The organism is Stieleria sedimenti (genome assembly GCF_025060895.1).
Taxonomy (GTDB): domain Bacteria; phylum Planctomycetota; class Planctomycetia; order Pirellulales; family Pirellulaceae; genus Stieleria; species Stieleria sedimenti.
In genome coordinates this window covers 65,477-80,995 of sequence record NZ_JANZKV010000072.1, presented here as the reverse complement: position 1 = coordinate 80,995, position 15,519 = coordinate 65,477, and the positions used below count along the sequence as shown (strand labels likewise).

General features: G+C 57.0%; 8 protein-coding genes and 1 tRNA gene. 2 read left to right on the top strand and 7 right to left on the bottom strand.

Annotation, left to right across the window (positions count from 1 at the left end):
* The first annotated feature begins 236 nt into the window (after positions 1-236).
* Entirely contained in the window at positions 237-1,649 is a 1,413-nt protein-coding gene (locus NZK35_RS11370; protein WP_259632649.1) for an MBOAT family O-acyltransferase, read from the top strand.
* Between the two features lie 8 nt (positions 1,650-1,657).
* Positions 1,658-2,758, top strand: coding sequence for a hypothetical protein (locus NZK35_RS11365; protein ID WP_259632648.1), 1,101 nt, complete (start codon positions 1,658-1,660; stop codon positions 2,756-2,758).
* A 39-nt stretch (positions 2,759-2,797) separates the two neighbouring features.
* Here the strand turns inward: NZK35_RS11365 and NZK35_RS11360 are convergent, their stop codons facing one another.
* The 7 genes from NZK35_RS11360 to NZK35_RS11330 form a co-directional block, all read right to left on the bottom strand.
* Positions 2,798-3,415, bottom strand: coding sequence for a hypothetical protein (locus NZK35_RS11360; protein ID WP_259632647.1), 618 nt, complete (start codon positions 3,413-3,415; stop codon positions 2,798-2,800).
* A gap of 432 nt (positions 3,416-3,847) precedes the next feature.
* A tRNA-Leu gene (locus NZK35_RS11355) sits at positions 3,848-3,933 on the bottom strand.
* Positions 3,934-3,976: 43 nt separating this feature from the next.
* Positions 3,977-4,315: a tyrosine-type recombinase/integrase gene (locus NZK35_RS11350; protein ID WP_259632646.1), complete on the bottom strand. Its 339-nt coding sequence runs from the start codon at positions 4,313-4,315 to the stop codon at positions 3,977-3,979.
* Positions 4,316-4,722: 407 nt separating this feature from the next.
* Positions 4,723-9,054 (bottom strand): protein kinase domain-containing protein, encoded by a 4,332-nt coding sequence (locus NZK35_RS11345; protein WP_259632652.1) that lies wholly within the window; start codon positions 9,052-9,054, stop codon positions 4,723-4,725.
* A gap of 710 nt (positions 9,055-9,764) precedes the next feature.
* Positions 9,765-11,075 (bottom strand): endonuclease/exonuclease/phosphatase family protein, encoded by a 1,311-nt coding sequence (locus NZK35_RS11340; RefSeq protein WP_259632645.1) that lies wholly within the window; start codon positions 11,073-11,075, stop codon positions 9,765-9,767.
* 526 nt (positions 11,076-11,601) lie between these two features.
* On the bottom strand, positions 11,602-14,139 hold the full coding sequence (gene hrpB, locus NZK35_RS11335) for an ATP-dependent helicase HrpB (RefSeq protein ID WP_259632644.1): 2,538 nt from the start codon (positions 14,137-14,139) through the stop codon (positions 11,602-11,604).
* A 177-nt stretch (positions 14,140-14,316) separates the two neighbouring features.
* Entirely contained in the window at positions 14,317-15,390 is a 1,074-nt protein-coding gene (locus NZK35_RS11330; RefSeq protein ID WP_259632643.1) for a hypothetical protein, read from the bottom strand.
* Between the last annotated feature and the right edge of the window lie 129 nt (positions 15,391-15,519).

Here is a 15,519-nt window from a genome sequence, read left to right as displayed (position 1 = left end):
GGTAGGAAGTTCCTTGAGAGTCGTTCGACACCTGGTCGTTCCGGCCGTAAGTTCATGATAGGCTGAATTTGTCACTGCTTGACGCAACATCTCGGGAAGCCAGAATCGAGGTCTCTCGTTTGTGAGTGCCGACGAGATCCTGTCGACGTTGCATCGGGACGTGGAGCGAGATTGCACCGGTCCGGGCCCTCCAAGATTCCTACCTCGCCATTTACACGGGTTGCGGCGGTCATTCGATGCTCTTCAACAGCCCTCTGTTTCTCATTTTCTTCGCGGTCACCTACGTTCTGTACTTGGTGACGCGTCGATCATTGCCAATCCAAAACACACTCCTTCTGATCGCCAGCTATGTGTTTTATGGCGCCTGGGATTGGAGGTTCCTATCGCTGATTTGGGCGTCAACGGCGGTCGATTATTTTGTCGCCATCGGGATCGAAGCCAGTCCTACCCAACGACGCCGGTGGCTCTGTCTTATCGCCAGCGTCGCGTTCAATCTGGGGCTTTTGGGATTCTTCAAATACTATGATTTCGGCATCAGCTCGTTTGCAACGCTGCTTTCGCAATTCGGATTCACGCCTCATCTGCCGACGCTACGACTGATTCTTCCGGTGGGGATCAGTTTCTACACCTTCCAGACGATGAGCTACTCGATCGACGTGTATCGTGGGAAGTGCCACGCCGAACGCGACCCGCTGGTGGTCGCCCTGTATGTTGCGTTCTTCCCGCAACTGGTGGCGGGTCCGATTGAGCGAGCCTGTCGATTGATGCCTCAGTTGAAGCAGGCCCGCGTCATTTCGCGCCGCGACCTTTCGATGGGCATGCAGCAGATCCTGTTGGGATACTTCAAAAAAGTAGTCCTCGCGGACTCGCTCGCGCCGATGGTCGATCAAGTCTTCGCGTCACCCCATTCGTACTCCGGGCTGATCGCGCTGCTCGCAACGTTGGGGTTTGCGGTTCAGATCTACGGTGACTTCGCCGGCTATTCGCTGATCGCGCGTGGCCTCGCTCGGCTGATGGGGATCGAGCTGATGGTCAATTTTCGCTTTCCCTATTTCGCGGAGAGTCCGCGAGACTTCTGGCGTCGATGGCACATCTCGCTTTCGTCCTGGCTGCAGGAGTATCTCTATCTTGGGCTTGGCGGTAGCAGACGTGGACGAGCGCGAACGTGCGTCAACTTGATGGTTACCATGGTCCTCGGTGGTCTCTGGCACGGGGCAGCGTGGAATTTCGTCTTGTGGGGCGTCTATCACGGTGTGTTGCTTGTCATTTGGCATGCTTTCGAGGGGCTCGGCTTCGGGTGGAAACGCAAGAGTTCACTGAGATCTATTTTCTCGATCAGCACCACGATGGGATTCACGCTGTTCGGATGGATCCTTTTTCGTTGTTCGTCCACCGCACAGATTGCTGACTTCGCGCGGCAGATCATGACCGACCTGCGATGGACGCCTGATGCCTGGCATTACGCCGTGCCGGTGATCTCATCCTTTGTGCTGCTGCAGGCCTTCCACTATTGGCAAATGGTCGCTCAAGACGAGTTCGTCCTGCTGCGACTACCCTTGCCGCAGAGGTGTGCGGCGTTCACGTTTCTATTTGTCTCGATTGTCACCGTCGGTTTTCATTCCACGCCATTCATTTACTTTCAATTCTGAGGTTGTCCATGGACTCCCCCCCGGTTTTCCGCGGGCCACGCTTTCGCGTCGTGATGCGCTGCTTGGTGTGGGGGATCTTGGGCGTGGTTGCGGCCGAGTGTTTTGTGCGATCGGTCGTCCCGTTCCCACTTTTCTACCAGACGTGGTTTGAAGTCGGGATTCACCGGCCCGATGAAGAACTCGGTTTCGTGTTTACGCCCCACTACGTCGGCGCCATGCGCCATCGGGACGGCGCCTGGAGGGTGCCACTCCGGCTCGATGAAAACGGGTTCCGGTTGCCCGTGTCGACCGATGGCAATCGCGATGCGCCCCGTCAAGAGGTCGTTTTGTTGGGGGGCGGGTCGATGATGTTCTCCTACGGGCTACGCGACGATCAGTCCGTTGCCGCCCAGATCGCCAAACACTCGGTTGTTCCCGTCAGGGTGCAGACACTCTCGCAACCGGGTTTCGATCTCTCTCGGGATTTCTACAAGTTCAAGCGATACTTTGAGGGACGTGTCCACCCGAGCGTGGTGGTGGTCAACGCCTATGGACGGCATTCAGAAACCGAAGTCTTCGCAAACTATTCCTCGACGCCGTCGAAGCCTGTGGGGGATCTGTTTTGGTTTCACGACAACATTGCAATGAACCCGCGCGGGCTTCCCCACCGCATCGGGCGGCCATTTCGTCAAAGCTATGTGCTGGCGGGCGGATGCCGGTTGGCCGACCAGGTTTATTCCCGGTTGCCCCGCCCGCAAGACTTGGCAACCGGACAACCGATCAAAAACGGTCATCAGGGTCACGACAACTCAGGCACCGATGAAACAAACCCTCAGCAGGACGGCAACAATCTGTTTTCAGAGATGCGGGAGTACTTTGAGCGACGCGGCGCGAAACTGATCTTGGTATTCTTGCCGAGCAATGGCGACGATCAACCGGCAACCACGAGCCGCACTTCGCCATCACCGGATCGCGTCGCCGTCTTGGATCTGAGAGGATCTTTATCGGTAGCCGACAGTGATTGGGTAGCCGCCGGCCACTACGGCCCGCGGTCCGCACAGAGGGTGGGGGAGCGGATTGCCAACGCCATCCAGCCGCTCCTCGCGACGTCGGGCGACGAGGATCGGTAGCGTCTCGTCAGCATTCGATCCACCGTCAACCTCGTCCCGCTAGTCGGCTACGTCAATTGCACCGTCACGATCCGCCGGCATTGCGAATCGTCTGATGACTTCGATGGCGGTTTCTGTCTTCGTTCCGAGCAATGAAATGGCAACGCGATCGCCTTCATCTTCAGCGTGCAGGATGGTGATCGATTTCGCATCCGGGGTGAATCTGTAGGTCAGATGCGTCGTCGTCGGAACCGCGAAACCTACCGATCGATCTTGGCGGAAATCCGGCTCGCCTGCAGAGTGCTCATCGAATGCCTCAAGAGCCTGCGAGAGTTTGGTATCACCCAGTTTCGCCGAATACCATTTGACGATCTCACCAAAACTTGCGACTTCTGCATGGATGACCCGACTGGTGGCTTCAGAGATTCTGATTCCGCCTGACTCCACGTAACTCCCGCTCATGGCGAGCGAGTTCAGCTCCTGTCGGTCAGGAGAATCTGAAATCGTCAGCGGGTACATCCAGGGTTCGTCGGCCTCGCCAGGAGTTGCCCGACCACGGAGGGGCGCGGCAATCGTGCTCGTTCTGACCTCTGGACCATTTTCGTTTTCGAAAAACGGCAAGGTCGCGATGCGAACCGGAAAAACACCGGGGTCCGTGAGACGCACCGTCTGCGGCAATGCCCACTTCAGCGTTGGAGCAGGAGGATCTTGGCAACTGGCGATCTCATGGCAAAGACACAAACCGACCAGAAAGAAACAGATTCGCATTGGAAATGCCTCCGCTCTGCGATTGGGATTGCCGAGGGTAACAAGTCCCCATTCGCACGTCATTAGGAATCGGCCAGACGGGAGTCCCGGCCGCTGCTTTTGACGGCGTCATCAGGGCTTTGATCGAGCAATTTGAATCGGGAGCTGATGGCAGCCCCGGCGCGGGGTGGCAGAAAAATGGCGGGCAGAAAAATGGGTGACAAGAAAATGCGAGTCCACGGAACGTGGCCGGCGAGGGGACGAAAGATGGCTGTGATCTTGTCTTGACGACTTCGCGTGAGACATTGGCCGCTGACCTGCGCACCATGATGGATCGCGGCGGGCGGCGAACCAAGAGAAAAGTACCCGGGACCGGACTCGAACCGGTATAGCCTAATACGGCCGGGGGATTTTAAATCCCCTGTGTCTGCCAATTCCACCACCCGGGCAAATGCCGTAAATAACGGCGTATTCTAGCAATCTCGGCCTCTATCAGCCTTCGCCGGCTTGGCGAATGTGACCAATCTGTGGCCGGATTGCGGTTTTCGTGTCTGACATCATCGCTGCCAGCTTCACGGGCGCCCCCTCACACTGGCCGGGAAACAGTTGCCCGTAGTTGTTCAGGGTCAAAACCGGAGTGCTATGACGCATCACCGATTGGACGACCTTTATAGACTCCCCGGCGATCGCTAGCCAAGCCCCACAGCTGTGCCGAAGCGAATGAAAGACAAAGTGCTCGCCCTCGTGTTTCGTTCGGCTCGACCAGGCAACCGATCCACGGTGAACCGGACTTCGGCCCCGACGCCACGAGTCGACCGTGATGGCCGGCAACGGCTTCTAAGATCGTCATCGTCCCTTCCGCGCGGGAATCAGCCAGAAAGACGCAGCCGAGCGATGGCAAGGCGATGGAATGCCAGCCAATCACGGCGGGAGATGATGCGGCGAAGTCGAGGAGTGCGGCGCGTGTCGTTTCGTGCTTGGGCATGTCGTGTTCTGGTTGACGGAAAAGACGTTTCACGCAAATTCCCCCACATGAAACGCATCGCTGTACAGAGTGCGGCTAGACTTGGCTATGCGGCAATGCGACGGGTCCGGCTGGACCTTACCTACTTGCGAGTATTGGCAAATATGCAGTTCTACCCACATTGGCGAATTCTCTGCTGATCCGTCATCTCCCAGCGAATATGTCGCGTTAGATCCCCAAAGTCCATATGAAGGCTCTCCAAGAAGTTTGAGTTTTACGGTCGCAAGTCCCCCCACGGTTGTTCCCAAACCGCGGAGTAGGTTTCCCGCCCTGCATTGTCAAACCGGTCTTCGTGAACCAGAGCAAATCCCTGCTTTGCAAATCGATTGGAGAGTTCGGTGAACGTCCTTTTCTCAATTCCATAATAGTTATAAAACCTACAGTCGATCGGTTTAAATCGTGCGCGGTAGACGGGGACGCCTTCCTTCAGTTCGCCATCGATGATCGCTGGCCGCAAGCCACGCGTTCGCATCACGCGATAGACCAGGTGAAAGTCATCGGCATTCAGAAATGCGGAAAGCTCACCAACCTCTGGAATCAACTCGGACTTATCAGTCATGCTGAGATAACGATTGAGTGCCTCGCCCGACTGTTTGAAATCTTCTAGCTCGAACTGGATCTGCCCAAGGTATCGCCAATCCAGTGCAACATCTGGGCGCATACCGCGGCGAATCAAATCGACAAGTTGTTCGAGTACGTCGATTCTGGCTTTGGGGCGTCTCGCGGCCTGTTCCAAGCTTGCAAGTCGATTAAAAAGGTCGTTCATCGTGAAGGGATTTTTGCGACTGCCAATTCGCGCGAGTGTTTCGAAGGGATCGTCCGTTTGAGCTTGCATGATCGCAAGAACTTCGCGACAGAGTCCCCTCGCCTCGTCGAACTTTTTTTGATTCTGGAGATTGGTTGCTTGCTCAATTTTCTTTTGGATGTCCAACGCAACGACCAGCGCGGACTGATGATCCGGCAACGCGTCGGTTTCATCGGCTTCGGGTTCTTCCAGCCATTTCGGATCGTCCAGGGAGTACTCTTTGATGGCTCGGCGGACGTCTCGTGGTAGCAGCAGGTTCAAATCGACATTCGCCTCCTCCGGATATCGCTTGGCGTATGCCGATTTCAAAGCGATCGCTTTGCGTGCTAACCAATGCAGCAGGCGAGTTTTTTCTGACTCAGAAAGCATGCCTCGCTCGATTAGCCATCCCATTTCAAAGAGGGCAACAGACGGTCCCCTGTAGGCTCCATTGACTGCCATGCGATTCGAACGCTCAACAGCCTTGCGGCTTAACTTTTGAATTTGGGAGAACCTCGATTGTCGGCGGAAGGCCAAGTCAAAGATCCGAACACGGTCATCGAAAGGGATCGCAATCAGATCACCAAAGCGATGATTCAGGGGTTCTTCCTCAGCAATGGAGTCTTCCGTCAGTCGTTCTCCCGACTGTCGATCCCACGTGCCCTTCTTGCCCGCCTTTGATACGCCGACGATCTTGCTTCCGTCTTTGCTGAATCCTGCCGTCTGAACTTCGTTTTCGAAACCAGAATAAACTTCCGCCACTTCGAATCGATCGGAGGCATCCCACACCCGAACCGTTCCATAGGGATCCGCAAAATCTCCGTACCCTGAATGCGAGTAGGATCCACAGACACAGGAGAGATCCGCCGGCGAGAATCGAACGATTGTCCTTCTTCGGTTGCCTCTGAACTGACGTAGTTCTTCCCACGAATCGGTGTCCCAAAGTTTGACGGTGCCAATGAAGTCCGCTGTCAGTAGTCGATCGTGTGCTGGAGAGAAGGAGAGGCTGGTGATCAGTTCATTCGATCCCAGGCTTTTGCGGAAGACTTGCTTGCCGGTATCAATGTTCCACGCTTCGATTCCATTGGTGTAATACGAACCGCCACCCACCCAAAGTGTTGAGGACTTCTCGGCGAAGGAAATACAAGACGGATAGACAGCAGGTTGGATCGTCCGGACGAGTTCACCCGAGACGATCTCTCGGACCTCGACGGTGCCGCCATCAGCGACGTATGCGATCCATGTCTCGTTTGGCGAAAACCGCACCCAGCCTTCCTGTCGAGACGCCCCGAACCATGATCGGATCAACTGGCCGGTTTCCGCGTTCCACAATCGGACCTCGGAGTTTTGATCGCCCGAGACCATCCATTTCCCATCCGGGCTGACTTCGACCTCCGAAATGAAGCCGCGGTGCCCGGATAGCGTCAAGAGCTCTTCTCCTTGGTCGAGCTTCCAAACGCGAAGCAACTTGTCAGCACAAGCCGAGGCGACCTTTTCGCCGTCAGGAAAAAACGCGATATCGTTGATCAGGTCGGGATGCATTCCGACCGTGTGAAGCGTCTCAAGTGTCGCGGCATCCCAGATGGTGATCTGGTTGCTCACGCTCCCAGATGCGAGCCTCGTTCCATCAGGGCTCCAGGCTACATTGATGCAATCGTACAGGTTTGGAACTCGACCCACAGGGAACTTGTTCTCAACTGCCAGAGTGGGAGAGACGGTTTCTCCGCCCCAAACTCTAACGCTGCGATCGGCGCCGACGCTCACAAATCTTGCCTTGTCACTGCAAAACGCAATGTCATTGACGGCTCCCAAATGCCCCAGTTGTTGGTCCAAGAACCGAGTCGACGGTGACACCCTTTCGATTCGACCATCGACCGTCCCGATCGCTAAGAACGTTCCCGTCGGATTCCACTCAATCGTTTGGGAGCCTCGTCCGGATTCCGGCCCCGGATAGATGTTTAAAATCGACCCTTTCGCGGATTTCATCACGTTGATGTCGCCGGAAAAACTCAGCAACGCCACGGAATATCCGCTCGGATGAAATTCCACGTCACTGTATCCCGACGAGCCTGGCCACGCCTCCTCTCCGGATTCAAAATGACGAATTGAAAACCGATGGTTGTAGCCCACTGTTGCGAATAACTGCTTGTCCGGGCTCAAGTCGATTCGGAACACTCCGGACGAGTTGTGGATCTCGACTCGCTTTGTTCGATTGCCGGTTTCGAAGTCCCAGAAGGAGACTTGCCCGGGTTCCTCACGGCGACCTGTTCCGGTGACTAAGACCGATTCATCGGGGCTGATTGCAAAACACTGAATCTGATTGAACGGACCGATCTCCTCCAATGTTCTTAGCTTGCGGCCATCGCTGGTATCCCAAACGCAAATTTGGTTCCCGATGCTCGCGAGCAGCCGACGGCTGTCATCGAGGAATTTAAGGGAGGTCACTCGACCGTCCGTTTTGATCAAACGGTGCTGCTCGCCGGACGACAGATTCCAGATTCGCAGTTCCCCATCGCTCGCCGAGGCGATCCAATTGTCGTTCGGACTAACATCGACGCAAAACACCTCGCCGGTGTGCCCATAGAACGTGACCGCGGAACTCAGGAATTCTCGGTATGCGAGATTCCATTCCATTGTCCGTTGGTTTTTTGGAACTTCTTCAAGCGTGCGCAACGCCTTTCGCGTTCTTCCCGCGTCCCAATGCGCCATCGCCAAGAAATATTTCGACCGCGCAGCCGCCCTGTCGGCAATCTTACGAGCGTCCCGCTCCGCGTCGGCATTCGCATTGGCTCGACGTGTTTCCTCCTCGGCAAACTTGAGATTATTCTCGGAGGTGAAACGAAGTGCGGATTCGCGAAAGGCCACGATCGGACCTGACAACGCAACCAGCACAAACAGCGTTGCGGTCGCGGCGATCCATGGATTGCGTTTCGCCCAACGATACGTCTTCGCGAACCGGCTAATCGGTCGCGCAAGAACTGGACGGCCTTGCAGGTAACGCTGCAAGTCGTCGGCGAGTGCCTCCGCTGTGCCGTACCTTCGATGGGGTTCCTTTGCGAGGCACTTCAGGCAAATGTTCTCGAGGTCTTTGGGGACACGCTGATTGAAGACCCGTAGTGGAATCGGTTCGTCGTGAATCACCTGACGAAGCGTTTCGATCGAGGATTCAGCGACGAAGGGCGCTCGACCACAGAGGCAGGCGTAAAGAATCGCGCCGAGCGAATAGATGTCGCTGGCAACACCGACGAGTTGATGTTTTGCCTGTGCCTGCTCGGGGGACATGTAACTCGGGGTCCCCAGGATTTGACCGCTGCAGGTGATTTCTTCAATCGTGTCCTCATTGCGACCACCAAGTGGCTTGGCGAGTCCGAAATCCGTGACGTGCGGCTGACCAGAATGATCAATGAGTAGATTGCTGGGCTTGAGATCTCGGTGCAAAACGCCGTTTTGATGAGCATAGTGCGTCGCAGTGGCGACTTGCTTTAACATTCCAGCCGCTTCGTGGTCGGAAAGCGACCCTCGCTGCAACCTCCCAGACAAACTCTCGCTGTCAACGAAATCCATCGTAAAATAATGGTGGCCGTCGTGAATCCCAATTTCGTGAACACCAACAATGTTGGGATGCTTCAAGGCGGCTGCAGCCCTTGCCTCTCGCTGAAATCGTTCGACTTCCGCTGCACTTGCAAACGGACCCGTAAGAATCATTTTGAGAGCGACGGTACGACGAAGCTTTTCCTGTCGTGCTTTGAATACCACGCCCATCCCACCGCGAGCGACCTCTTCCAGAATGCGATACTCGCCGACATAAGTGAACGATGTCCCCGGGGCAATCGTCCCTTTTCGATACTTCGTCGCATTCAATCCCTCTGTCTGCGGAAGTGCGACATCTCCGAGGTGCTCGAGGTCTGCGAAAAAGGACTGGAGTTCTTCCCGGTAGCCCGAGTGTTCATCGATGAATTGGTGGTGGTTGACCTCGTCGCCGTTTTCAATCGCCGCATAGTACTGGTGTACGATGCGGTCAAATTCAGCTTCTCGATCCTGGTTCGACTCAGTCATTCGGTGGCACCATTACGCTACGAAGTATTTTCAATCCGCGACACATTCGTGCTGCAACGCGTTCGGGAGACCGATCAAGGTGCTCCGCAATTTCCGCAACCTTCCACTCGTGATCGGTGTTTCAGCATCACGGCCGTCGATACATCCTCAAGCCCCATCGTTCATCAAGAAAGGCTCTCGCGCGCGATGGACCGCTGAAGATCTGTCACGAACAGAAACAAATTGTATCGAGATGCGTGCGATACAACCTGTAGAGATGCAGGCTTTGTTGTGTCTGGAGAGCGCCAATTTCCATTGCGGCCTCTGGAAATGATCCGGGCGAATTCGCTCCGCCACCGCAAGCCGTTGAAATGAAGCAACTTAGGAGGGGACTGCCCATGTTGCCGCGGGGAAAGGCTCGATCAAGCCCACTCGCCTTAAAACTGAGTCAAACTCATTGGGCGAGATACCCGCTGGCCCAACCATTCCAGTAGGTCGGCTTCTTCGTCCTCGTGGAAAGACAGGCCAAGAGGAGGGACTTCCACGCCCAACAACTTGACATCTCTCCTTCGCCCAGCTTGCTGCCAAAGGTCGTCGACAGCGTTGAGCGATATCGCTCTGGGGCGTTTCACCTCGATTCCATCGACTAGAACTTCTTCGTCACCACGTTCATTTCCGGTGGAAACGACGGAGGCCCCGGACTCAATGAATAGAAAGGGCTGGTTTCCTCGTTGCCGACTAGGCAATACCAATGTCGCCAATAAACCGGCATGATCGGATGGCCACAGGCCCGACGGAGCATCCGCAAATTGCATTGTGCGATCGACTTGCTCCTCACCGACTACGTCCGTGTCGATTACGTCCAAGGGACCACGAACGAGGACGAGGTCGATGCGCGAATCCATAATGGAAGATTCGTTTCGCAAATCCGATGCTTGACAGCAGGTGAACGCCTCCGTGACTTGAGTCATTTCCCACGTGTCCCGGAAGCCCGCTCCCAACAGCAGTTCGTAAGTCGGCGTATCATTGGGTTGCCCGGGCACCGCACTGGAATTGAAATCGCCCAAAATCACGACCGCCATATCGGTAGCGGCCGCAGTGCTGAGGAGTTCCCAGGCTTGGGCCATTTGCACTTGCGGAAAATCGGCTATCTCAAGGTGGGTGTTGATCAAGCGAAATTCTTTGCCGCGGATTTTCACGTCCACTGAGTTCCATCCTCGAGGCACCGAGAAGACTCCTGGTACGCTGAGGGCGACATCGAAGTTTTCTTCCTGGACATTCGACAACTTGAGCTGCGACTTAGGCAAATCGGTGCGAGCCAAAATGACGTCCCGATCGGTCAGCCGTATGTCTTCGAGTACTCCGTATGGATTGGACGGATTAGGTAGCGTCGTAAAGCCCGTGAGTTCCGCATCGATCCCCTGGGTTTTGGCAACGACGTCATAGTGCATTCCGCGCTCGTTCAGTTCGTCCAACAGAATCTCTGTGAAGTCAAACTGGACGTCCATGGCAGATTCGTTTGGATTCAACGGGCCGGTCCGCCAGACCACGGCTTCCTGCAAGCCAATCAATTCTGGTTGAGCGAATTCAATTTGATCCGCGATGGCTTCGGCTCGGAGTTCAAAGTTCGTGGCCAGGACCGACTGCCAGAGCTCCGTGCTGGCCTGAACAATCTGTTGAGGATCTCCCGTTAATAGTGCATTCAGAACAGGAGCAAGATCTCCACCGAGATAGAGATTCCAGCTCATGACTGTTACATCGCGAGAGCTCTGTGGAGACGCGTTGTACGTGGGACCTCTCCACGATTGCTCGACGTCTCGATCATGACCAAGATCAGAACTGCCATCTTTGTATTGCGAACCGAGTAGTGGATCCGCGGCCAACATCCTTCGGTCTTCGAGCGGTTCCAGGGTGGGTCGAAGGCGGGTGGCTTGCTTCTTTGAGATTCTGGAACGGAGAGGGCGGAACATGGACACGGGAATACTCCTAAAACGCGAAAGATCTCACGGTAGCGAAGATGGATGCACGGCAGCGAGGAACCAGGCGATGCCCATGCGTCTGGGCCACCAGGCGGACGCATACCAAAAAAACAAAGGACTGAATTGAGTCGCTACCTCCGTTCGTTAGAACATCAAAAGGACTCCAAACGCGAGGCCAGGGTCGCTGCCCATTCACAAGGGGCAACGTTCGCCCGGTTTTCAACCGAAACAATTTTTTTTCGATTCTTCGACGATTGCGCAGTCGAGATGACTGGCCCGGTCGCAGAGCGGCGGGCTAGTTTCTCGGCTTCAGACCATTGGGCGTGGCCACGGCGGTGGCGGGATCATCCGGCCAATGGTGTTTGGCGTAGCGGCGTTTGAGTTCTTTGCGGACTTCGATGTACGTCGTCTTCCAAAAGCTTTCTAAGTCGTCGGTGATCTGCTGGGGACGGCGATTGGGTCCGAGCAGATGCAATTGCAACGGGACCGACCCGCCGGCGACCCGCGGCGTTTTTTCCCAGCCGTAAAGCTCTTGAATGCGAACCGCCAGCGTCGGCGGTTTGCCCGGCGGATAGTCCAGCCGGATTCGATTGCCGCTGGGAACCAACATCGATTCCGGGGCTTGCTGATCGAACCACCGCAGTTGTTCGTAACTGAGCAGTCCCTTGAGGTGATCCAGCCAGGGCGCGCGTGACAATTCGTTGAACGAGGTTCGATTGCGACAAAGGTCTTGAAGGACCGCTTCGAGCGCTTGGTCGACCGTCATCGGCAACGGGGAATCATCGCATTGCTCGCTCAAAAACCGCCACCGGGCCAGGAAACTATGCAGCGTCTTGTCTTTGCCCGGCAGAATTGAATCGAGCTGGGGCGTCGCATGACGACAAAGCAACTCGGTCGTCTGATCATCGCTCTTGCACTGCGCGGTCGATTCGCTGATCAGCAGATCTAAAAAGTACCTGCGGTCCCGCGCCACCACCGCTTTCAAACTGGGGTGGAAGAAACACTCTCGTTTGGATTCCATCAGGTCCTCCGGCAACCAAGCCTGCTCCGTCGCCGACGCGAGTCGCACCAATGATTCTTCGCCCTTGCCATCCACGCTGACGCAAACGAACCATTCGGCACTGCGAACCGAAGACGAGCGGTCGAGCTTGACGCCACGCCCGCCGACCATCACTCCGGAAGCCGATCCCGGTGCACGACGCTTAGCCAGCCGATCGGGAAAAGCCGCCAGCAGCGACCGAGTGATCGCCTCCTCGGTCGGCATCGAGTCGTCCACGCCGATATGATGCGATGACTCGCGAAGCGTCTTGCCCAACGTGTGCGCGACCCGTTGGATCTGTTTCGCGCCCGCGGGATGAATGCCGGGATCGGGTGCTCCGCCGGCGTGACGTTGGATTCGCATCACGCGTTGGATCAGATCGCTTTGGATTCCTTCGTGATGCGCATCGGATCCCGCCGATCGGTCAAACGGGTCACGCTCGGACAACAGCGCCGCGGCCACCGCAGCATGTTCCACACAGCCAAATTGTTTCGCCGCCAGCATCAGACGTGACAGACGCGGATGCACCGGCAAACGATTCATTTCATTGCCCAACGCCGTGACCGCGAGCGACGCATCGATCGCGCCCAGCTGAACGAGCAGGTGGATGGCCGCTTCGACGGCATGCTCGGTCGGCGGTGTGACCCAGGGAAAATCGAACACCTCGCGCTCGCCCCATGACGCCAGCATCAGCAGTGCCGACGAGAGATCGGCTTGCGAGACTTCCGCCGCCGTGTGATCGGGACGGCTGCGATGCAGCGCCAGCGGCCACAAGCGAAAGCACACGCCGGGTGCGGTTCGGCCGGCGCGGCCGGCACGCTGGTCGGCAGAGGCTTTGGAAATCGGCTGCAGACGCAGACTGGGGACGCCGACCGATGTGTCGTATTGCATCACACGAGCCAGCCCGGTGTCGATGACGCAAGTGATGCCCGGAATCGTGATCGACGTTTCCGCGACGTTGGTCGCCAGCACAATCTTGCGTTGATCCGAAGCCGCCAGCACGGCATCCTGGTCGGCCGGTGACAGGTCGCCGTAGAGCTTGCAAACCTGGAGCGATTCCGTTCGCGCAATGCCCTGAATCAAATCGGCCGCCCGGTGGATCTCGCCGACACCCGGCAAAAAGACCAACACATCGCCGTCGCTGCTGCGCAACGCAGCGGGAACCCGATCGGCAACGGCCTGGGCGATCGCGTCGCGGGTGTTGGACCGACGTGACAGTGATTCGTCATAACGGATGTCGACGTCAAAGGCACGCCCATGGCTTTCCACCACGACCGCGTCGGGCATCAGCCGTTCGACTGGCTGGGTGTCCAACGTGGCGCTCATCACCACCAGCCGCAATTCCGGTCGCAGCGTGGTGCGAACGCGATGAAGCATGCCCAGGGCCAAATCGAGTTCCAGCGAACGCTCGTGGAATTCGTCCAAGATGACACAGCCGACGTCTTCCAACAGCGGATCGCTGGTCAAGCGTCGCAGCAGAATGCCGGTCGTCATCGCGACAACTTTGGTTTGCGACGAGACCTTGCGATCGAAGCGAACGTGATAGCCATAGGTGCCGCCCACGGATTCGCCCGCGAGTCGGCTCAAGCGATGCGCCGCGGCACGGGCGGCGATCCGCCGCGGTTGCAGCAGGATCACTTGTCCGGTCGGCAACCCACCCGCGTCGATCAAGGCGGGGGGAACGCCGGTTGTTTTTCCGGCACCGGGCGGGGCGCGCAGGATGACGGGGCGCTGTGCTTCGACGGCCTCTACAACGTCTGCGAGACAATCCTGAATGGGTAGATGGGCCGGCATCACTTTTCCGGGGAGAACAAAACTTACCCGGGAATGATAGGTCATGCGGAGCGTAAGGCTAAGTCCACGTCGCAGTGGAAGCGGAGAAGAGAAGAAGGTCAAAAGATGGGTGGGTCAAAAGATCAAGACGTACCAAACGGCGGCGCCGCGTTCCCCATTTTTTGACCAAACTCCCACTCACTTCTGCCCACTCGCTTTGCGTTGTTCCAACAGCATTTGCTCGAGTGACGAGACAGGTCGCAACGGCGCGTCGTCTTGATCGTCCAACAACGGCGCGACCGTGCCCTGATTGCCGGCGCGGAGGGCGATTCGGACGACGTCCAACGTCCCTCCGGTGAATTGATCGCCGGGGGGGATTTCGAATCGGCCAAGGCCCCGGCCTTGAAAGTTCGAGTCTTCGATCACGCTGGGACTCTTGCCGGTGCGATCGATCGCCACCGACTGAAGCCTCCATTCATGCACCGTCAATTCGTAGCGCGGCACCGGTGCAATCGGCGTGGTGACTTCGCGGGTGAGCTGCGATCCGTCGGGGGCGTAGGTCAGGACGTGCCGGACGAGGTCCGCGCCGGCGTCGCGTTGAATGACCACCGGCTGACTGGTCCCCGGTGCGATCGGTATTTGTTTGGATTGATCCGGTGCGACGCGATCGGTCACCGTTACCCGGACTTCGCGTTGGGCCGTATTGAGCAGCTTGGCCGTCACCGGCGAGAGCGGTTGTCGCGGAACGATGTTCGACTCGATGACGATCGATTGCAGCGAGGGACGGTGGAAACGGCGAGGGCCAACGCTGAGCGTGGTCCCGAAACTCTGCCATCCGTAACCGAACGCCGGATAGCCGTAGGGGTTTAAGAAATACGGTGGAATAAACGCAGGTCCGTGGTGGTGATGATGATGATGCCCCGCCTGACGTCCGACCGGTCGCACGCTTCGTCGCGAGAACACGTAACGAGGAAAGACGTCGTCCAAGTCGGAAACGAGCAACCGTCCGCGGCCCGATCGGGGAAACCGGACCACACGGTTGACCGGCGGCAACCAATAGCCGGCGTACTGACCGTCAAAGGAATCGAAGGAACGATCGCGTTGAAACAGGTATTGCCGTCCATTGGCATCGTGGACCACCATCTGTCCGGGACGTATGTAAACGTCCCCCGTGATCACGCCCGACGGCTCGACGAGTTGGTAGTCCTGTGCCGAGCACGGATGCACCGCACAGCTGGCAGTGACGCATAGAATGGAGAGAAGCAATCGCATGACGGGCCTCCGTAGGATGAGTCTTCTTCAGTCTAGCGACTTTTTGGGAACGCGGGCGTGGATCGGCACGCACGGGCGGTTGCTGATTCGCTGCGGAGCAGCGAGCCGCGACGGCTAAAGCCCAATACC